Raw genomic sequence first — 20503 nt, 5'->3', positions numbered from 1 at the left:
CTCCGGTACGGCGGTCCCACCATACGGCGGAGTAATCGTTCAGGCGGTCCGGACGCGAACAGCCCCCGCGGATCACGGCAACGATCGCGGGGGCCGTCACGACGAGTGCATACCCGCCGGGGTTGTACGCCGCGCGGACAGCACTCGAACGCGTCACCCGAAGACGAGCCCGGCCCGGCCGTGCGGCAGGACTAACGCTAGCGATGCGGACTTATGTCACGCAAGACGCATCCCCCGCGTGTCGCCGCAAGGATCCGCAATCGCGCCGGACGGCGGTGGCATCATCCGCCGGTGAGTTTCGACCTCGTGGTGTGGGCCATGGACAACACGGACATGCCGGATGCGGTGCGCGCGGCCAACGCGCGGTGCGCCCGCGGCGAGCACCCCCAGCGCCCCGCCGACCCCCGCGTCGTCGCGTTCTACGACGCACTGACCCGCGAATACCCCGACCGCGGATCGCGCGCCAAGGCACCCGGATCCCCGTGGGCCAGCGCCCCGCTGCATGCCGCCGCCGACCACATCCAGATGCGGCTCGACGAGGACTGCCCGGACGTCGTCCTGGAGACGATCGAACGGCTGGCCAGGGAGCTGAACCTGGACCTGCTGGACCTGCAGGACGGCACGGTGTACCCGCCACCCGCCCGCGTGCACTAGAAGTCCTCGCGCAGGTCCGCGATGCTGCCGCGGGACGAGCCGATCGCGGCCTCCGCCGCGGAGAGCAGCTCGGCGTCCACCGAGGAGTCGACAGTCAACGCCATCAGCGCCGCGCCGCCCGCCTCCCGGCGGGCCACCTGCATGGCCGCGATGTTCACCCCGGCCGCGCCCAGGATCGACCCGATCGCGCCGACCACGCCGGGGCGGTCCGGGTAGCGGAAGAACAGCAGCACGCCCTCGGGGCTCAGCTCCAGATCGAAGCCGTCCACCGCGGTGAGGCGGCGGATCTCGCGGGTGCCGGTCACCGTCACCGTGCCCGCGACGCTGACGGTGCGCCCGTCCGGCAGGGCCCCGCGTACGGTCACCAGGTTGTGGTGGTCGCAGTCCTCGTCGCTGGCGACCAGCTGGACGTCGACCCCCCGGTCGGCGGCCAGCTTGGGCGCGTTGACGTAGGTGACCTGCTCCTCGACGACAGCGGAGAACAGCCCCTTGGTGGCCGCGAGCTTGAGCACGGCGACGTCGTGGGACACGATCTCGCCGCACACCTCGACCGTCACGTTCGCGGCCACGCCACCGGCCACCGCCGTGAAGACCTTGCCCAGCTTCTCGGCCAGCGGCAGCAACGGCCGGACGTCCTCGTCCACCACGCCGCCCGCCTGCACGTTGACCGCGTCGGGCACGAACTCGCCCTGCAGCGCCAGCTTCACGCTGCGGGCCACGGCCAGCCCCGCCTTGTCCTGCGCCTCCGCCGTGGACGCGCCCAGGTGCGGGGTGACCACCACGTTCTCGAACGCGAACAGCGGCGACGAGGTGATCGGCTCAGTCGTGAACACGTCCAGCCCGGCCCCCGCCACCCGGCCCTCGGCCAGGGCGGCCGCCAGGGCCGCCTCGTCGATCAGGCCGCCGCGCGCCGCGTTGACGATGCGTACGCCGGGCTTGACCGTGGCCAGCTCCTTCTCGCCGATCAGGCCGACCGTCTCCGGGGTACGCGGCAGGTGGATGGAGATGAAATCACTTTCCCGCAGCAGCTCGTCCAGCCCCACCAGGCGCACCCCGAGCTGGGCGGCCCGCGCGGGCTGCACGTACGGGTCGTACGCGACGAGCCGGGTGCCGAACGCCGCCATCCGCTGCGCGAACAGCACCCCGATGCGGCCCAGCCCGACCACCCCGACGGTCTTGCCCGCGACCTCGACGCCGGTGAACCGGGCCCGCTTCCACTCGCCCTGCTTCAGCGACGCGCTGGCGCTCGCGGTGTGCCGCGCGACCGCCAGCAGCAGCGCGATGGCCTGCTCGGCGGCGGAGACGATGTTCGAGGTGGGCGCGTTGACAACCATCACGCCCCGGGCCGTAGCGGCGGGGACGTCCACGTTGTCCAGTCCGACGCCCGCCCGCGCCACCACGGTCAGCCGCGGCGCCGCGGCGACCGCCTCCGCGTCGATCCGGGTGGCGCTGCGCACGATCACCGCGTCCGCGTCGGCCAGCCCGGCCAGCAGGGCGGACCGGTCGGTGCCGTCGACGTGGCGTACGTCGAAGTCGGTGGCCAGCACGTCGAGCGCGGCGGGGGCGAGTTCCTCGGCGATCAGTACGACGGGAGTCATGCGTCTCCAACCGGCTCGCAGGCCGTCGGCGACCGGCCCTTTCGCGCGATCGTAAGCAGGTGTCCGGCGTGGACAGCATGTCATCCCAAAGTGACCGCGGTCACATATTCGTAACCTTCCACGCCCCGCGTGATCGTGCCGCACCCGCGTCGGCACGCGAAACGCCCGGCCGCACGCGTCGGCCGGGCGTTTTTCGCGAACTCGTCAGGCGGTCTCGGTGATCGGCCGGTCCACCCAGCTCATCATGGCGCGCAGCTTCTTGCCGGTCACCTCGATGGGGTGCTCGGCGCCCTGCTCGCGGTACTTCTTCAGCTCCGGAGCACCGGCCTCGTCGTCCGCGATGAGGCGGCGGGTGAACTCGCCGGACTGGATGTCGGCCAGGATCCGCTTCATCTCCTGCTTGGTCTCCGCGTTGATCACACGCGGGCCGGAGACGTAGTCACCGAACTCGGCGGTGTCCGAGACGCTGTAGCGCATCCGGGAGATGCCGCCCTCGTACATGAGGTCGACGATCAGCTTCAGCTCGTGCAGGCACTCGAAGTACGCGATCTCCGGGGCGTAGCCCGCCTCGGTGAGCACCTCGAAGCCGGTCTGCACCAGCGCGGCCGTGCCGCCGCAGAGCACCGCCTGCTCACCGAACAGGTCCGTCTCCGTCTCCTCCTTGAACGTGGTCTTGATAACGCCCGCCCGGGTGCCGCCGATCGCCTTCGCGTACGACAGGGCCAGCGCGAGCGCGCCGCCCGTGGCGTCCTGCTCCACTGCGACCAGGGCGGGCACGCCCTTGCCGTCGACGTACTGGCGGCGCACCAGGTGGCCGGGGCCCTTCGGAGCGACCATCGCCACGTCCACATCGGCCGGGGGCTGGATGAGCCCGAACCGGATGTTCAGGCCATGGCCGAAGAACAGGGCCTTGCCCGCGCTCAGGTTCGGCGCGATCGACTCGCTGTAGATCTTGCGCTGGGCGGTGTCGGGGGCCAGCAGCATGATCACGTCGGCCCACGCGGACGCCTCGGCGGGGGTGAGCACCTTCAGCCCCTGCTCCTCGGCCTTCGCTCGGCTCTTCGAGCCCTCCTGCAGGCCGACCACCACGTCGACGCCCGAGTCGCGCAGCGACAGCGAGTGCGCGTGGCCCTGGCTGCCGTACCCGATGACGGCGACCTTGCGTCCGGCGATGATGGACAGGTCGGCGTCGCCGTCGTAGAACACCTCAGCGGTCATGACTTCCTCTCAAAATGACATGTGTCGACGTGCCGCAACGGCACGGTGGAACCGCGGCACCGGTGCCGCTCGGACTTCTCAGGCGGCGCGCAGCGCCGGGCCGGTGGTGATGGACCGGGAACCACGCCCGATGGCGACCATGCCGGACTGCACCATCTCCTTGATGCCGAACGGCTCCAGATCACGCAGGAGTGCTTCCAGCTTGTCGGCCGTGCCGGTCGCCTCGATCGTGAGGGTGTCCGGCGCGACGTCGATCACCCGCGCCCGGAACAGGTCGACCGTCTCCATGACCTGCCCGCGCACGGCGCGGTCCGCACGCACCTTGACCAGCAGCAGCTCACGCTGCACCGACTGGTTCGGATCAAGTTCGACGATCTTCAGTACGTTGACCAGCTTGTTGAGCTGCTTTGTCACCTGCTCCAGCGGCGACGAGTCGGCGTTGACGACGATCGTGATCCGGGAGACGTCGGGGTTCTCGGTCTCCCCCACCGCCAGCGAGTGGATGTTGAAGCTGCGCCGGGAGAACAGGCCGGACACCCGGGCCAGCACGCCGGGCTTGTTCTCCACGAGCACGGAGAGGGTGTGCATGGTCATGAGAGTGTCCCCATCTCACAGGTCGTCGTCGTCGAAGTTCGGGCGCACGTCCCGGGCGAACATGATCTCGTCGTTGCTGGTGCCGGCCGCCACCATGGGCCACACCATGGCGTCCTTGCCGACCGTGAAGTCGATGACCACCGGGGCGTCGTCGATCTCCATCGCCGCCTTGATGACCTTGTCCACGTCGTCCTTGGACTCGCAGCGCATGCCGACGCAGCCCAGCGCCTCGGCCAGCTTCACGAAGTCCGGGATCCGGTGCTTGTGCGTGCCCAGCTCGGTGTTGGAGTACCGGCCCTCGTAGAACAGGGTCTGCCACTGGCGGACCATGCCCAGGTTGCCGTTGTTGATGACCGCCACCTTGATCGGGATGCCCTCCAGGGCGCAGGTGGCCAGCTCCTGGTTGGTCATCTGGAAGCAGCCGTCGCCGTCGATCGCCCACACCGCGGTCTGCGGCTTGCCGACCTTCGCGCCCATCGCGGCGGGCACCGCGTAGCCCATGGTCCCGGCGCCGCCGGAGTTGAGCCAGGTGCCGGGCTTCTCGTACGAGATGAACTGCGACGCCCACATCTGGTGCTGGCCGACCCCGGCCACGTAGACCGCGTCGGGGCCGACCAGGGCGCCGATCCGCTCGATGACGTACTGCGGGGCGAGCGTGCCGTCGGTCGGCTCGTCGTAACCGAGCGGGTAGCGCTTGCGCAGGTCGTCCAGCTGCGCCCACCACGCCTCGTACGCCGCGGTGCCGCCCGCCGAGCCGGAGACCGCGGCGATCAGCTCGTCGATGACGTGCCGGGCGTCGCCGACGATCGGGACGTCCGCGTGCCGGTTCTTGCCGATCTCGGCCGGGTCGATGTCGGCGTGCACCACCTTGGCGTCCGGGGCGAACGAGTCCAGCTTGCCGGTGACCCGGTCGTCGAAGCGGGCGCCGAGCGTGACCAGCAGGTCCGCCTTCTGCAGCGCGTACACCGCGGGGACCGTGCCGTGCATGCCGGGCATGCCGAGGTGCTGGGGGTGCGAGTCGGGGAACGCGCCGAGCGCCATCAGCGTGGTGACCACCGGGATGCCGGTCAGCTCGGCCAGCTTGCGCAGCCCGTCGGTGGCACCGGCCTTGAGGACGCCGCCGCCGACGTACAGGACCGGGCGCTTGGCGGCGGCGATCAGCCGGGCCGCCTCGCGGATCTGCTTGCCGTGCGGGTGCAGCGTGGGCCGGTAGCCGGGCAGGTCCAGGGTGGGCGGCCAGGTGAACGTCGTCTGTGCCTGCAGCACGTCCTTCGGGATGTCCACCAGCACCGGGCCGGGGCGGCCCGTGGCGGCCAGGTGGAACGCCTCGGCCAGCACGCGCGGGATCTCCTCGGCGCTCTGCACGAGGAAGTTGTGCTTGGTGATCGGCAGGGTGATGCCCTGGATGTCCGCCTCCTGGAAGGCGTCGGTGCCGATCGCGGGGCGCGGCACCTGGCCGGTGATCGCGACCATCGGCACCGAGTCCATGTACGCGTCCGCGATCGGGGTCACCAGGTTCGTGGCGCCCGGCCCCGAGGTGGCGACGCAGACACCGACCTTGCCGGTGGCCTGCGCGTACCCGGTGGCGGCGTGGCCCGCCCCCTGCTCGTGCCGGACCAGGATGTGCCGCACCTTCGAGTCGAACAGCGGGTCGTACGCGGGCAGGATCGCCCCGCCCGGGATCCCGAACGCCACCTCGACCCCGAGCGCCTCGAGCGAACGCACGAGCGATCCGGCCCCGGTGGTCGGGGTCGGCGACACCGTGGCTACCGCCGGGGTGCCGACGGCCGCCGCGACCGAGGCGGGGCTGGCGGCGGCGTGAGCACGGTTGGCGAGCGTCTCTGGCGTGGGTCTCGTCATGGCGATCAGACCTTCGTTCGGTGGTGCTTCGGTGGCTGCGCAGACTGCTGCGCTGGTCCGGACGTGCGTGTTCTGCCCAACAAAAAAGGCCCTCGTGCACCGAGTGCACGGGACCTCTGCGCGCTATCCCCGCCGGTTGGGCGTGAGAGACAGCGCGCTCATGTAAGTACTCGGGAAGACCAGCACTTCGACATGCCGTCAAGCCTGCCCGATCTCATGCGCTGAGTCAACTGATCCCACATCCTGGTCACCCGGCGGGGCGGCGAACGCGGGATCGGTGGGCAGCAGCGCCCGGACCTGCCGAATCCCTGGTCCGAGCATGATCACCTGACTGCGGGCCGGGCCGCCCGGCGACGCCGCCGCCCGCGGTGCGGGGGCCGGGCGGGCCGCTCCGGAGCGCAGTGTGCGCAACTGCACTTCGAGGTGCTCGGCGGGCACCCCCCAGCCGAACAGCGACCCCTGCCCCAGCCGGCAGCCCGCCTCCTCGACGACCGCGCGCTGCGCCGGGGTGCCGATCCCCTCGGCCAGCACCTCCAGGCCGAGGCGGTGCCCGAGCCGGACCACCACGTCGACCAGCGGGGCCGCCATGCCCGTCCGGGACTCCGGCTCCGCCACCAGCGCGTGGTCGATCTTCAGGATGTCGACCGGCAGGTTGCGCAGCTGCCCGAGCGAGGAGTACCCCGCGCCGAAGTCGTCCAGCGCGATCCGCACCCCCGTCGCGCGCAGCTCGCCGAGGCGGGCGATCAGCTCGTCCATGTCCGTGGCCACGGCGTGCTCGGTGACCTCCAGCACCAGCCGCTGCGCCGGGACGCCGTGCTCCTCCAGGGCATCCGCCACCTGGGCCGCGTAGTCGGCGGCGTGCAGCTCCTTGGGCGACAGGTTCACCGAGACCCACACGTCGTGGCCCGCCGCCAGCCAGCGGGACAGCTGCCGGCACGACTGCTGCAGCACCCACGCGCCCAGCCGGTTGATCAGGCCCGACTCCTCGGCGACCGGGATGAACTCGTCCGGGCGTACCGCACCCAGCTCCGGGTGGTACCAGCGCAGCAGCGCCTCGGCGCCGACGATCCGCATCGAGGGCAGCGCCACCACCGGCTGGAACACCAGCCGCAGCTCGTCGCGGGCGATCGCATGCCGCAGCTCGGTCTCCAGGACGCTGTGGCGGCGCAGCAGCTCGTCGTAGCGCTTCTGGTAGCGCTCGACCCGGTTCTTGCCGCGCTGCTTCGCGTACCGCAGGGCCAGGTCGGTGTCGCGCATCAGCGCGCCGGTGTCGCCCGGGCCGGGACGCCCGGCCACGCCGACGCTGGCCGACAGGAACACCGAGGCGTCACCCACCTCGTACGGCTCACCCAGCACCGCCAGCAGCCGCTTCGCCGCCAGCATCGCCTCCTCGGGCGTAGCGGTCATCAGCACCGCGAACTCGTCACCGCCCAGCCGGGCGGCCACGTCGCCGGGCAGCAGGTTGGCCCGCAGCCGCACACCGACCTGGGCCAGCACGTCGTCGCCGACGTCGTGGCCACGCATGTCGTTGACGTTCTTGAAGCCGTCCAGGTCGATGCCGATCAGCACCCGGGGGCGCCCGCCCGCCTCCTGCTCGCGCAGCGCCCGCAGCAGCCCGCGCCGGTTCGCCAGCCCGGTCAGCGGGTCGGTGTGCGCCAGCTCCCGGAAGTGCGCCTCCCGCTGGCGCAGCTGCAGCGTGTACCGCTTCACGTCGACCAGCGCCAGGTACTGCCGGGCGACCAGCGCGAAGCCCTCCACGCTCGCGGCGGCCAGCCCGTACGCGGCGACCTTGCCGCCGTTGCCGTAGTGCCAGGCCGCCGAGCCGACCATCCCCAGCATAGGCACGAACGCGTACGCCGTGCCGCGCTGGGTGACGTCGCCCGTGACCAGCACCGGCCGGTCGGCGACCTTCACGGCGCGGGCGACCACCAGCAGGCCCACGGACAGCGCCAGCGCGGCCAGCAGCGACACCACGCTGGAGGCCCGGCAGATCCCGCCGGAGAGCCCGGTCGCCGCGACGGCCACCACGGTCACCCCGGCGGCCACCCACACCGTGACCGTCCGCGGCCGGTACGCGTGCATGCCCAGCACCACGGTCAGCCCCGACGCCACCACGGCCATGCTGGCGGGCAGGATCAGCGCCAGGCACCCGTACGGCGTGTGGTCGCCCAGGATGCGGGTGGGTGGGGACAGCAGCACCCAGCCCACGAAACAGCCCGCCGCGGCGATCACCAGACCGTCGAGCAGGTGCCGCAGCGCCGCACCGGGGCTCTCCGCGGCGCCGGGCAGCACCAGCGTCCCGCTCAGCAGGATCACCGTCCCCAGCGCCATGCCCACGGCGACGGCCTGCCCGAGCATCTGACGGTGCGGCTGGCCCGCGGTGTGCGGCAGCATCAGCGCGCTGACCGACCCCGCCAGCGCGGCGGCCGTGACCACGGCGCCCCCGAGGGCCAACAGCAGATGGGCGCGACGCGGCGCCCCGGTGTGCCGGCGGCCGGACTCGCCCAGCAGCGCCACGGCCAGGACCGCGACCAGAAGGCTCGCCAGCCCGGCCAGCTCCACGCCGGACGGTGAGTGCACGGGACTACTTTGCCGGAAAATTGTCCGCTGCGGGGCCCTGGTGACCGGTTGGTTTCGCACTGCAACGGAGTTTTGTCGTCCCGAGCTGTGGACCGGCGGCTCCGGCGGCTCCCCGGCACTTACTCACGGTGGCAGACTGAGGTCATGCCTGAGCTGCGCTCCCGGACCTCGACCCACGGTCGGACGATGGCCGGCGCGCGCGCCCTGTGGCGCGCCACCGGCATGACCGACGACGACTTCGGCAAGCCGATCGTCGCGATCGCCAACAGCTTCACCCAGTTCGTACCCGGCCACGTGCACCTCAAGGACCTCGGCCAGCTGGTCGCCGGGGCGGTGGCGCAGGCGGGCGGCGTCGGGCGCGAGTTCAACACGATCGCGGTCGACGACGGCATCGCCATGGGCCACGGCGGGATGCTCTACTCCCTGCCCAGCCGGGAGCTGATCGCCGACGCGGTCGAGTACATGGTCAACGCGCACTGCGCGGACGCCCTGGTCTGCATCTCGAACTGCGACAAGATCACCCCCGGGATGCTGCTGGCCGCGCTGCGGCTCAACATCCCCACGGTGTTCGTCTCCGGCGGCCCGATGGAGGCCGGAAAGACGATCGCCATCGAGGGCATCGTGCACGAGAAGCTCGACCTGATCGACGCGATGGCGGCCAGCGCCAACGACAAGGTCACCGACGAGCAGCTCGACACGATCGAACGCTCGGCCTGCCCCACCTGCGGCTCCTGCTCGGGCATGTTCACCGCGAACTCGATGAACTGCCTCACCGAGGCGATCGGTCTGGCGCTGCCCGGCAACGGCTCGACGCTGGCCACCCACGCGGCCCGCAAGGCGCTGTTCGAGCGCGCCGGAACGCTGATCGTCGACCTCGCCAAGCAGTACTACGAGGGCGACGACACGAGTGTGCTGCCCCGCGCGATCGCCAGCCGGGCCGCGTTCGAGAACGCGGTCGCGCTCGACGTGGCGATGGGCGGCTCCACCAACACGGTGCTGCACCTGCTGGCTGCCGCCCGCGAGGCACAGCTCGACTTCAGCGTCGCCGACATCGACGCCATTTCGCGCCGGGTGCCCTGCCTGTCCAAGGTCGCCCCGAACAGCCCGAAGTACCACATGGAGGACGTACACCGGGCGGGCGGCATCCCCGCCCTGCTCGGCGAGCTGCACCGGGGCGGCGCGCTGCGCACCGACGTGCGTTCCGTCCACTCCCCCGACCTGCAGACCTGGCTGGACGCGTGGGACATCCGCGGCGGGAACCCGTCCGCCGAGGCGATCGAGCTGTACCACGCCGCCCCCGGCGGGGTGCGCACCACGCAGCCGTTCTCCACCACCAACCGGTGGGCCACCCTCGACACCGACGCGGCCGAGGGCTGCATCCGCTCCGTCGAGCACGCGTACACCGCCGACGGCGGGCTGGCGATCCTGTTCGGCAACCTCGCCCCGGACGGATGCGTCGTGAAGACCGCCGGGGTGGCCGAGGAGCTGTGGAAGTTCACCGGCCCGGCGCGGGTCTACGAGTCCCAGGACGCGGCCGTCGACGGCATCCTCAGCAAGCAGGTGGTCGAGGGCGACGTCGTGGTGATCCGCTACGAGGGCCCGCGCGGCGGCCCCGGCATGCAGGAGATGCTGTACCCCACCTCGTTCCTCAAGGGGCGCGGGCTGGGCAAGGCATGCGCGCTGATCACGGACGGGCGGTTCTCCGGGGGCACCTCCGGGCTGTCCATCGGCCACGTCTCGCCCGAGGCGGCGGCCGGGGGGCTGATCGCGCTGGTGCAGACCGGCGACGAGATCACCATCGACATTCCGGGGCGGTCCATCAGCCTCAACGTCTCCGACGAGGAGCTGTCCGTTCGCCGCGGCGAGCAGGAGCGGCGGGCGAAGCCGTACAGCCCGGTCGACCGGGAGCGGCCGGTCTCGGCGGCGCTGCGCGCCTACGCCTCCATGGCCACCTCAGCCAGCGATGGGGCGTACCGGCTCGTTCCTGAATGACATTCCCTATTCAAGTACGGCGCACCCCGCGACAACCGCGACGCCACCGCCCGCCTCGACAGGTTCCGCCGGGGTGGGCGGTTCGCGTTACGCGGCGCGGACACGCACCGAAGGGCGGACGCCCGCCGTGGCCTGGATGTTGGGCGGCACGTGACACCAGGAGATCTTGATGAGTTCTGGTCAGGAGCTGACCAGAACTCTTCACCTTCGAGGCTGCCGACGCCGGTCGAGTAGCGGTCAGGTGAGGTCGTTGACGCAGCGCAGGACCGGGCGGGTGGTCAGCTCGGCGGGGTCCAGGGCGGACGCACCGTGCACCACCAGCCTGGCCGACTCACCCGGCAGCAGGGTCAGCCCCAGATCGTCGACCTCGGCAGACGGATCCAGGCGGTCGGGGAAGAGCATCAGGTCGCGCAGGATCGTGCGCGCCGTCACGGTCACCGTGGTGGCGTCGTCCGCCGTGGACACCTCGGCGTCGTATCGAGCGGCGGGCCACGCGATGTCCTTGTCCTCCGCGAAGAACCACCACGCGCGTGTCCCGCCCGCGTGGGCGCCGAGCCGTCCGGTGGTGTCGGCGAGGAGGAGTTCGCGGGTGGGGTCGGCCGGGGTTGCCAGGTCGGCGGGTAGCGGCAAGGTCGTCGCCGTGCCGGGTGCCACCGTGGCGGTCAGCACGGCTTCGGCGAGGGTGATGCCCGTGAGGTCGCGGCGGGTGACGGTCGCAGAGACCGGCCACGGATCGCGGGTGTCGTTGACGGCGATCAGGGCCGGGGCGCCGTCGCGGGGCTGGAAGCTCAGGAGGCGGTCGGCGAAGCTGCGGCGCAGCGCGTACCAGAGGGGTTTGCGGCGGCCGTCGCCGTCGACGGCGGCCCACGAGGTCACCGGCCAGCAGTCGTTGAGCTGCCACATGACCGCGCCCATGCACCACGGGCGCAGCGACCGGAAATGCTCGATGCCGCAGCTCAGCGCGCGGGCCTGGGTGAGCTGGGTCAGGAAGTGCCAGTCGTCGAAGTCGCGGGGCGCGGGCAGGTGCGCGTCCAGTCCGCGCCGCAGTTTCTCGTCGCCGTCGACGGCCTTCTGGTGGTGTGCCATGCCGGGTGAGTCCGGCGCCAGCGGGCCGTCCGACAGCGCCCGGCGCAGCGTTGCGTACGTGGGCGGCGCCTGAAACCCGAACTCCGCGACGAACCTCGGCCGGTACTCCCGGTACTTCAGGTAGTCGTCGGTGTTCCACACGTCCCAGATGTGCATCGAGCCGTGGCCGGGGTCGTTGGGGTGCAGGTCACGCCGCCCCGAGTACGGGCTGCCCGGCCAGTACGGCCGGGTCGGGTCCAGCTCCGCGACGATCCGGGGCAGCAGGTCGAAGTAGTACCCGGCGCCCCACGAGTGCGCGCCCAGCGACTCCCGCCAGCCCCAGTCGGCGTGCCCCCACAGGTTCTCGTTGTTGCCGGTCCACAGCACCAGGCTGGGATGGGTGGCCAGCCGCACCACCTGCTCGCGCGCCTCCGCCTCGACTTCGGCGGCGAACGGCTCCTCCTCCGGGTACGCCGCGCACGCGAACGGGAAGTCCTGCCCCACCAGCAGCCCGAGCGAGTCGGCGAGGTCGTAGAAGTCGTCCGACTCGTACCGGCCGCCGCCCCAGACCCGGACGTAGTTGACGCCCGCCCCGGTCGCCTGGCGCAGGCGGGTGGCCAGCCGGTCGCGGGTGATCCGGGTGACGAAGACGTCGTCGGGGATCCAGTTGACGCCGCGGGCGAACACCGGCACCCCGTTGACGACGAGCGTGTGCGCGCCGCCGTCGGTGTCCAGCCGTACGGTGCGGAAGCCGATCCGGCGCGACCACGCGTCGAGCGTTCCGGACTCGTCGGACAGGGTCACGTCGAGGTCGTAGCGGGGCTGAGGGCCGTACCCGAGGGGCCACCAGAGGTCGGGGTCGGCGACCGTGAGGGTCAGGACGGCCTCGCGCCCGGTGATCCGGGTGACGGTCTCGCGGCCGGCGACGGCCGCGCGGACCGTGACCGGCCCGTCGGTGTCGCGCTCCAGCAGGACGTGGACGTCGACGCGGCCGACGCCGTCGGCGACCGTGACCTGTGGACGGACCTGTGCGAGGCGGGCCGACCGCCAGTGGTGCAGGCCGATGTCCTGCCAGATCCCGGCCGTGACCAGGGTGGGTCCCCAGTCCCACCCGAAGTTGCAGGCCATCTTGCGGATGAACGGGAACGGTTCCGGGTAGGTGTTGGGCCGGTCGCCGAGCCGCTCCTGCTGCGCCCGCGCGTACGTGTACGCGGAGCCGAAGTGGACCCGCAGCCGGTTCTCGCCCGCGCGCAACACCGCGCGCACGTCGAAGCGGTAGCCGCGATGCATGTTCGCGGTACGCCCGATCTCGACGTCGTTGAGCGTCACCGTGGCGACCGTGTCAAGCCCGGCGCAGACCAGATCCACGCGGCCGGTCGGCGGATCGGCCCGGAAGGTCGTCTCGTACGTCCAGTCGGTGTCGCCGATCCAGGCGACGTCGCGTTCGTTGGCGTCCAGGAACGGGTCGGGGATCAGACCGGCGGCCAGCAGGTCGGTGTGCACGCAGCCCGGCACGCTCGCGCGGACCCCGCGCAGGTGCCCGCCGCTGACGGTCCACCCGTCGTGCAGAGTCGTCCAGTTGGTCACGACTTGACGGCGCCTTCCATGATTCCGCGCACGATCTGGCGTCCTCCGATCAGCAGCAGGATCAGCAGCGGGACGGTGGCCGCGAACGCGCCCGCCAGCACCCGCCGGTAGATGACGTAGTTGCCGCTGGCCAGGTCGGACAGCGCCACCATCGAGGTGGGGAAGTCGGTGCCGTTCAGGGTGATCAGTGGCCACTGGAAGTCGTTCCAGGTGGCCACGAACGTCAGCAGCCCGAGCACGGCCAGGGCGGGGCGGATCGCGGGCAGCACGATGCTCCAGTAGACCCGCAGGGTGAGAGCACCGTCAATGCGCGCGGACTCGACCAGTTCGTCGGGTACGGCATGCACGATGAACTGCCGCATGTAGAACACCCCGAACGCGGTGACCAGGCCCGGCGCGATGACCGCCAGCAGCGTGCCGTTCCAGCCCAGCTTGCCCATGAGGATGTAGAGGGCGACGACGCCGAGCTGGTTGGGGACGGTCAGGGTCAGGATCACCACGACCATCATGGCGTTGCGCCCGCGGAAGCGCAGCTTGGCGAAGGCGAATCCGGCCAGCGAGCAGAAGAACAGCACAGAGGTGGTGACCACGGCCGACACGATCACGCTGTTGATGAGCGAGGCGGTGAAGTAGACGTCCTGCAGGGTGAAGACCTCGCGCAGGTTGGTCATCAGCTGACCGCCGGGCAGCACGGCCGGCGGGACCCGGGCCACCGCCTCGTCCGTGCTGGTGGCGATGACGAACATCCAGTACAGCGGGAACGCCGAGATCGCGAGGACCGCGACCAGGGCGAGATAGGTACGCCACGAGCCGGGCGTCTCCTGGGGCGCCCGGTTCACCGGCGGCCACCTCCGATCCGGTTGGTGAGCAGGGCGTTGAGCCCGGCCACGACGAGGATGATGAGGAACAGGGCCCAGGACATCGCCGCCGCGTACCCGAGGTTCAGGTCCTTCCAGCCGACCTTGTAGATCAGCTGCGCGATGGTCTGGAACTGGCCGTTCGAGCCGCCGGACGCCGCGGCCGGGTTCTCGTCGAACAGCATCGGCTCGTTGAACAGCTGCAGCCCCCCGATCGTGGAGAGGACCACGGTGAAGATCACGACCGGTTGGATCATCGGTACGGTGATCCGCCACAGCTGCCGCCACGGGCCCGCGCCGTCGACCGCGGCGGCCTCGTAGACGTCCTTGGAGATGGACTGCATCGCGGACAGGTACAGCAGCGCGTTGTAGCCGATCCACTTCCAGTTGACCATCACGGCGATGGCGATCCAGGAGCTCCACTTGGCGGCCCGCCAGTCGAGCGGCTGTTCCTGGCCGAAGCCGACGACCCCGAGCAGCCAGTTCGCCAGGCCGTTGTCGCGAGCGAAGAAGACGGCGAACACCAGCGTGGACGCGGCGACCGGGGTCACGTACGGCAGCAGCACCCCGACCCGCCACCAGGTGTTGCCGCGCAGCCTGCGGTTCAGCAGATTCGCGATGATCAGCGCCAGCAGCAGCTGGGGCACGGTGGACAGCAGGAAGATGCCGAACGTGTTGCCCAGCGCGTTCCAGAAGTCCTCGTCGCCGAGCAGCCGCGTGAAGTTCGCCCCGCCGGCCCAGCCGGTCGCCGGGTCGTCCAGACGCCAGTGGCGCAGCGCGACGACCCCGTTGAACACGATCGGGAACAGCCCGAAGATCGCGAACAGCACGAAGAACGGCGCGACGAGCAGGTAGGGCGTACGCCTGGTGTCGAACCGGTACAGCCGGTTGCGCCACCCGCCGGGGCGCGCGGGCGGCTGCGGCGGGGATTCGATCGCCGCCTGGTGCGGCACTTGGGTGACGGACACGGGCTACTCCGCTGTGTCAGGCGGCGGGGCGGCGGGTCGGCCGCCCCGCCGGGGTTCACGAGTTGGCGGCCTTCTCTGCCTCTTTGACGGCCTCGGCCCATGCCTTGTCCGGGGCGAGCGAGCCCTGCTGGACGCGGGTGATGACGTTCTCCACCGCGACCCGCGTGGGACCGTTCTTCCGGCCCAGGTACTGCGGCTTCAGGTTCGCCGCGGTGGCCGCGAAGATCTGGCCCGTGGGGGCGTTGCTCATGAACTCCTTCTTGTAGTCCAGCACCGCCGGGTCCTGATACAGCGCGGGCTGGGAGGGGAGGTTGCCGACGGTCTTGAAGACCTCGATCTGCTGCTGCGGCTGGATCATCCACTCGACGAACTTGTACGCCTCGTCGACGTTCTTGCCCTGCTTCGGGATGGTCCACCAGGAGCCGCCCCAGTTGCCGCCGCCGCCGGGGATCGACGCGATGTCCCACTTGCCCTTCTGGTTGGGCGCGGTGTCCTGGATGTGGCCGATCATCCAGGCGGGGCAGGCCAGTACCGCGAACTGGTCCTTTTTGAAGCCGGTGTCCCAGTTCGGCTGGAAGCTGGCGAGGTTGGCGGACAGCCCGGCCTGGATCGCCTGCATGCTCAGGTCGAACGCGACTTTCGGGCCGCCGTCCATCTGCAACTGCTCGCTGGTGTCGTAGAAGCCCACCGGCTGCTGGGCGAGCACCGGGTTGAACATGTTGGTGCCGGAGTCGACGAACTTCTTGCCGGTGGCGGCGACGTACTTCTTGCCGGTGGCGATGAAGTCGGCCCACGTCGGCCAGAGTTTCGAGACCGCGTCGCGGTCGGTGGGCAGGCCCGCCTTCGCGAACAGGTCGGAGCGGTAGCACATCGCGAGTCCGCCGACGTCGGTGCCGAGGCCGATCTGCTGACCTTTCGGGGACAGCGACTGCTGCCACTTCCACGGCAGGTACTTGGACTCGTAGCTGCCCGCGCCCTTGTCGAGCAGGTTGACGAACTGATCGGCCTGGCTGCGGAACTGGACGATGAAGCCCTCGTCGACCGCGGAGATGTCCGGGGCGCCGGAGCCCGCGACCAGCTTCTTCTGCAGGTCCTCGTGCTGGGCGTTGTACTCGCCCGAGTTGAGGACGATCCTGACGTTGGGATGAGCCGCCTCGTACTCGGCCTTCAGCTTGTCGAGGCCCATGTCGCCCCAGAAGTTGACCTTCAGGGTGACCGTGCCGGCCTTGTCGGCGCCGCCGTCCAGGCTCTGCCCGCTGCAGCCGGCGACCGCGAGGGTGCCGGCGAGGCCGGCGGCCAGCAGCCCCCGCCCTCGGCTTCCGAACCGTTTCATGTGCTCCTCCACCCAGGGGAAAGTGTCGCTCGACATTACTGAACCGGATAAGTTCAGTGACCGTATGCCCGAGCATCAGCAGTGTCAATACCGCGTTACGGCTTCGTGTCTGTCCCTGGTTAGGGTGAGTTGGAGCGCTCCCGAAACATCCCAAGTGACCCAATGTCTGTGGTCTGCAACACTTAACCGATCAAGTCAGGAGTTCCGAGTACGGCGAACCCCGCGGGCGGTAGCGTGAGCCGTCGACCTCACGCGGTTCAGCGCGGATCGACGCCCGCAGCAAGCGGTTGGAGAGAAAGGCAGCACCCAGTGAAGCGGCCGACCATCGCGGACATCGCGCAGCGGGCGGGAGTCTCCAAAGGCGCGGTCTCGTACGCGCTCAACGGCCAGCCCGGGGTCTCCGAGGCGACCCGGCAACGCATCGTCGCGATCGCCCGGGAGATGGGGTTCAGCCCGCACAGCGCCGCCCGCGCCCTCTCCGGCGCCAGCGCCAAGGCGGTCGGGCTCACCCTGTGCCGGCCCGCGCGCATCCTCAGCATCGAACCGTTCTTCATGGGCCTGATCAGCGGCTTCGAGGCCGAACTCGCCGCACGCTCGTACGCGCTGACGCTGCAGGTCGTCGCCACCGCCGAGCAGGAGAACGAGGTGTACCGCCGGTGGTGGGGCGAGCGCCGCGTCGACGGCGTGTTCGTCACCGACCTGCGCGAAGACGACGTACGCATCCCCGTCCTGGAGCAACTGCAACTGCCGGCCGTGGTCATCGGCGGTCCCGGCAACACCGGGTCGCTCACCCAGCTCTGGTCGGACGACGCCGGAGCGATCACCGAGGCGGTGCGTTACCTGATGGCGCTCGGGCACCGGCGCATCGCCCGCGTCGGTGGCCTGCCCGGCCTGCTGCACACAGAGACGCGGACCCGGGCGTTCACCGAGGTCTGCACGTCGCTCGGCCTCGGCGACGCCCTCACCGTGTCCTCGGACTACACCGGCGAGGAGGGCGGCCGGGCCACCCGGCGGCTGCTCATCACCGGGGAACGCCCCACCGCGATCATCTACGACAACGACGTGATGGCGGTGGCCGGACTGTCCGTGGCGCAGGAGATGGGGCTGTCCGTCCCCGGCGATCTGTCCATCGTGGCCTGGGACGACTCACCGCTGTGCTCCCTGGTGCATCCACCGCTGACCGCCCTGACCCGCGACATACCCGCGTACGGCGCGCACGCCGCCCGGCTGCTGCTGGCCGCGATCGCCGGCGAGCGGGGCGGCGACGTCGAGGAGGGCACGGCACACCTCACCCCGCGCGGCAGCACCGCACCACCCCGGGAGAGCTGACTGGGCTCCCCCAGCAAGGCCAAACGACAGCGTGCGATCAGCCTCGGTGCGTCTCCAGGAACGCCTCCATGCGCTCCGCCGGGGCTGGGCGGGACAGCGCGAAACCCTGGCCGTACTGGCAGCCGGCGCGGCGGGCCCGCTCGACCTGCGCCTCGGTCTCCAGGCCCTTCGCCACGATCTCCAGGCCGAGCCGGCGGCCCAGGCTCACCACCACGTCGAGGACGGCCGGGCCGCTGGCGTGCTCGTCCGGCGCGCTCAGCAACGCCCGGTCCAGTTTGAGCATGTCGACCGGCAGCCGGCGCAGATGGGCCAGCGATGCCTGACCCGCGCCGAAGTCGTCCAGCGCGGCCCGGACGCCGAGGCGGCGCAGCCCGGCCAGCGACGCCACGATGGCCGGGACGTCCTCGGCGATCCACGCCTCCGCCACCTCGACGACGAGGCGTTCCGGGGCCAGCTCGTACCGGGAGAGGGCGTCCTCCACCTGCTCGGGGAAACGCGCCGTGAGCAGCTCGCGCGGCGCCACGTTGACCGAGAGCCAGCAGTCGGCGCCGCCCGCGCTCCAGGTCGACAGGTGACGGCAGGCGTTGTCGAGGACCCACTCGTCCAGCTCGGCCGCCATGCCCACCGCCCGGGCGATCGGCAGCAGTTCCGCCGGCAGGATCGTGCCGAGCCGCGGGTGCCGCCAGCGCAGCAGCGCCTCGACCCCGGCCGGTTGCGCGTCGCGCAGGCTCACCGCGGGCTGGAACACCAGGTCCAGCTCGCCGCGTTCGGCCGCGCCGAGCAGTTCCTTCTCCAGCTCCATCCGCCGGTGCAGCTGGATCTCGATGTCGGTGTCGTACCACTCGACGCGATCGTGGCCGAGCTGGCGGGAGCGCTTGCGGGCCAGGTCGGCGTGGCGGAGCACGTCGTCGGAGTCCGTACCGCCGGCCAGCTCCGCCAGCCCCACGCTGGTGTGCAGCTCCACGATCGACCCCGGCAGCTGGTACGGCTCCCCGAGCAGCGTGACCAGCCGGGTGGCCAGCGCGTACGCGAGGACCGCGCCGTCCGGGGTGAGCACCGCGAACTCGTCGCCGCCCAGCCGGGCCGCGAGGTCCGCGTCGCCGAGCAGGCCGCGGATGCGGCGCCCGACCTCGATGAGCACCGCGTCGCCGATCTCCCGCCCGCGGGCATCGTTGATCTCGGCCAGGCCGTGCAGGTCGACGACGAGCAGGGTGCCGTGCTGGCCGGGTCGGCGCCGGAACTCCAGCAGCTCACGCATCAGCGCCCGCCGGTTGGCCAGCCCCGTGAGCTGGTCGGTGTACGACAGCCGGTGCAGCGTGCGCTCCAGATGCCGCCGCTCACCGACGTCGCGGACGTGCACCACCAGCGCCGCCACCTCCGGCACGCCCCGCTGGTCGGAGACCGTCGACTCGGTGTCGCGCCACAACCCGTGGCCGTCGCGCAGCCGCGCGTTCACCAGGGCCGGTGGGCCGTCCGCGTGTTCGCCGGCCAGCACGGATCCGATGACCGCGTGCGCGTCGGTGACGTCGTCGGGGTGGATGAGTTCGCCGAACCGGCGGCCGACCACCTCGGCGTCGGACAGGCCGAACAACCGGGCCGCCGCAGGTGACTGCCACTGGATCAGCAGGCGTCCGTCCAGCACCAGGGTGAGGTCGGTGGCGCCCGCGACCAGGGAACGGAAGTGCGCCTCCTTCGTTCTCAGCTGGCCCGCGTACCGGCGGATGTCGCTGACCACGAGCAGCTCGCGGGCGGTGAGCACGGCGACCATCGTGATGCCCAGCATGATGGCCACTGTGTCGAAGTGGCCGACCGTGAGCAGGTGGTACAGCGCGGCGACCACGCCCACCCCGGCGGGCACGGCCAGCAGCGGGTAGCCCGACAGGTACTGCTCGGGCTCGCGCGCCTCGGCCCGCGGCACCGCCCCGCCGCGCCGGGACCCACCGTCGGCCACCAGGCCCAGTCCCCCGACCAGGAGCAGGCCGAGCACGGGCAGCGCTCGGGCGGGCATCCCGAGGGATCCGATGGTCGCCACCCCGCACAGCGCGGTCAGCACCAGGATCGCGCCGGCACCGCAGCGCAGGGCCGCGCGGCGGTGCGCGCCGGCCCGGAGCACCACCACCACGATCATGGCGACCCCGGCCGTGGTGACCAGCGTGGCGGGCAGCGTCGCGGCGGGCGCGCTGCTGGTCGGTGGGATCAGCCAGGCGGCGAAGCCCAGGCTGATACCCAGCCCGAGCCCGTCGAAGGCCCGGCGCAACCGGACCGGCCAGGTGGTCGCCCCGCCCGGCAGCAACATCGTGCCCAGGACGAAGAACACGGCCACCGCCACCAGCCCCACCAACGCCGGAAGCAGCACCGTCACGCCGGTGGCCAGCGCGCCCATGCCGATGAAGCCGGCGCCCTTGCAGGCAGCGTACGTGCCGGTGTCTTGGTGGATGGCCAGCGCGGTACGGACCAGAAGCGCCGCCGCCCAGACGGCAACGCCGCCCACGCCGAGCGCCAGGGCCGTGGTCGGCGACAGCAGACCGGCCACACCGGACAGCAGGACGAGCGCACCCGCGGCGGGCACGATGGCGGGCCTCACCCAGGACAGTCTCCCGAGGCGGGCGCGTGCGAGGGGCGGCGGCACTGCCACGTCGGTGGATCCTCTGCGATCGGATCGGAGGGGGTTCGGGGATCGCTCGGCGGAGCTGATCCGCCTCACATCCGAGAACGAGCGCTCCTTCGTTCGGGTTACGGGGCGGTAGAAATCCTGCGCATGTTCGGATCGTCGACTATGGACCTACCGTGGTCAATGCGGCGACCGGTGCATTACCTCGTCCGTGCGGCCGACCGGTCATGCGACAACCACCCGGCCGGGCGGCTATG

Annotated in this window: 13 protein-coding genes; 3 read left to right on the top strand and 10 right to left on the bottom strand. The window is 71.3% G+C overall.

From position 1 onward, the window contains the following. The first annotated feature begins 291 nt into the window (after positions 1 to 291). Positions 292 to 654: a hypothetical protein gene (locus ACMCNN_RS05140; RefSeq protein WP_412745021.1), complete on the top strand. Its 363-nt coding sequence runs from the start codon at positions 292 to 294 to the stop codon at positions 652 to 654. Here ACMCNN_RS05140 and serA read toward each other — a convergent pair. From serA to ACMCNN_RS05115, 5 genes are all read right to left on the bottom strand, one after another. Beyond that, positions 651 to 2252, bottom strand: a complete 1602-nt coding sequence (serA, locus tag ACMCNN_RS05135; RefSeq protein WP_412745020.1) for a phosphoglycerate dehydrogenase — start codon at positions 2250 to 2252, stop codon at positions 651 to 653. The two genes, ACMCNN_RS05140 and serA, sit on opposite strands and share 4 nt — an antisense overlap. Before the next feature lie 204 nt (positions 2253 to 2456). Continuing rightward, positions 2457 to 3470, bottom strand: coding sequence for a ketol-acid reductoisomerase (gene ilvC / locus ACMCNN_RS05130; protein ID WP_412745019.1), 1014 nt, complete (start codon positions 3468 to 3470; stop codon positions 2457 to 2459). A gap of 78 nt (positions 3471 to 3548) precedes the next feature. Next, a complete protein-coding gene (gene ilvN / locus ACMCNN_RS05125) occupies positions 3549 to 4064 on the bottom strand; it encodes an acetolactate synthase small subunit (protein ID WP_130508855.1) in 516 nt (171 codons plus the stop codon). A 15-nt stretch (positions 4065 to 4079) separates the two neighbouring features. Next, positions 4080 to 5924, bottom strand: coding sequence for an acetolactate synthase large subunit (locus tag ACMCNN_RS05120; RefSeq protein ID WP_412745018.1), 1845 nt, complete (start codon positions 5922 to 5924; stop codon positions 4080 to 4082). A gap of 198 nt (positions 5925 to 6122) precedes the next feature. Continuing rightward, positions 6123 to 8504 (bottom strand): putative bifunctional diguanylate cyclase/phosphodiesterase, encoded by a 2382-nt coding sequence (locus ACMCNN_RS05115; RefSeq protein ID WP_412745017.1) that lies wholly within the window; start codon positions 8502 to 8504, stop codon positions 6123 to 6125. A gap of 144 nt (positions 8505 to 8648) precedes the next feature. Between ACMCNN_RS05115 and ilvD the strand changes: the two genes are divergently transcribed. Next, positions 8649 to 10496: a dihydroxy-acid dehydratase gene (ilvD, locus tag ACMCNN_RS05110; protein WP_412745016.1), complete on the top strand. Its 1848-nt coding sequence runs from the start codon at positions 8649 to 8651 to the stop codon at positions 10494 to 10496. A 237-nt stretch (positions 10497 to 10733) separates the two neighbouring features. On the opposite strand, the gene ACMCNN_RS05105 is transcribed toward ilvD, so the two are convergent. The 4 genes from ACMCNN_RS05105 to ACMCNN_RS05090 are packed head-to-tail and all read right to left on the bottom strand — an operon-like array spanning position 10734 to position 16306. Continuing rightward, positions 10734 to 13148: a glycosyl hydrolase 2 galactose-binding domain-containing protein gene (locus ACMCNN_RS05105; protein ID WP_412745015.1), complete on the bottom strand. Its 2415-nt coding sequence runs from the start codon at positions 13146 to 13148 to the stop codon at positions 10734 to 10736. Then, the gene (locus tag ACMCNN_RS05100; protein WP_412745014.1) at positions 13145 to 13987 is read right to left on the bottom strand and encodes a carbohydrate ABC transporter permease; all 843 of its coding nucleotides are present in this window, start codon (positions 13985 to 13987) and stop codon (positions 13145 to 13147) included. Before ACMCNN_RS05100 ends, ACMCNN_RS05105 begins: the two co-directional genes overlap by 4 nt. Further along, positions 13984 to 14973: a carbohydrate ABC transporter permease gene (locus ACMCNN_RS05095; protein WP_412745013.1), complete on the bottom strand. Its 990-nt coding sequence runs from the start codon at positions 14971 to 14973 to the stop codon at positions 13984 to 13986. The genes ACMCNN_RS05100 and ACMCNN_RS05095 overlap by 4 nt, the downstream gene beginning before the upstream one ends. 55 nt (positions 14974 to 15028) lie before the next feature. Beyond that, positions 15029 to 16306: an extracellular solute-binding protein gene (locus tag ACMCNN_RS05090; protein WP_412745012.1), complete on the bottom strand. Its 1278-nt coding sequence runs from the start codon at positions 16304 to 16306 to the stop codon at positions 15029 to 15031. 309 nt (positions 16307 to 16615) lie between these two features. Between ACMCNN_RS05090 and ACMCNN_RS05085 the strand changes: the two genes are divergently transcribed. Further along, entirely contained in the window at positions 16616 to 17635 is a 1020-nt protein-coding gene (locus tag ACMCNN_RS05085; protein WP_412745011.1) for a LacI family DNA-binding transcriptional regulator, read from the top strand. Between the two features lie 37 nt (positions 17636 to 17672). On the opposite strand, the gene ACMCNN_RS05080 is transcribed toward ACMCNN_RS05085, so the two are convergent. Beyond that, on the bottom strand, positions 17673 to 20219 hold the full coding sequence (locus ACMCNN_RS05080; RefSeq protein ID WP_412745010.1) for a putative bifunctional diguanylate cyclase/phosphodiesterase: 2547 nt from the start codon (positions 20217 to 20219) through the stop codon (positions 17673 to 17675). Positions 20220 to 20503 lie beyond the last annotated feature (284 nt).

Source organism: Krasilnikovia sp. MM14-A1004 (assembly GCF_047159485.1).
Lineage (GTDB): Bacteria > Actinomycetota > Actinomycetes > Mycobacteriales > Micromonosporaceae > Actinoplanes.
Note: the sequence above shows the minus strand (reverse complement) of the source record. Positions and strands in the feature narration are given on the sequence as shown.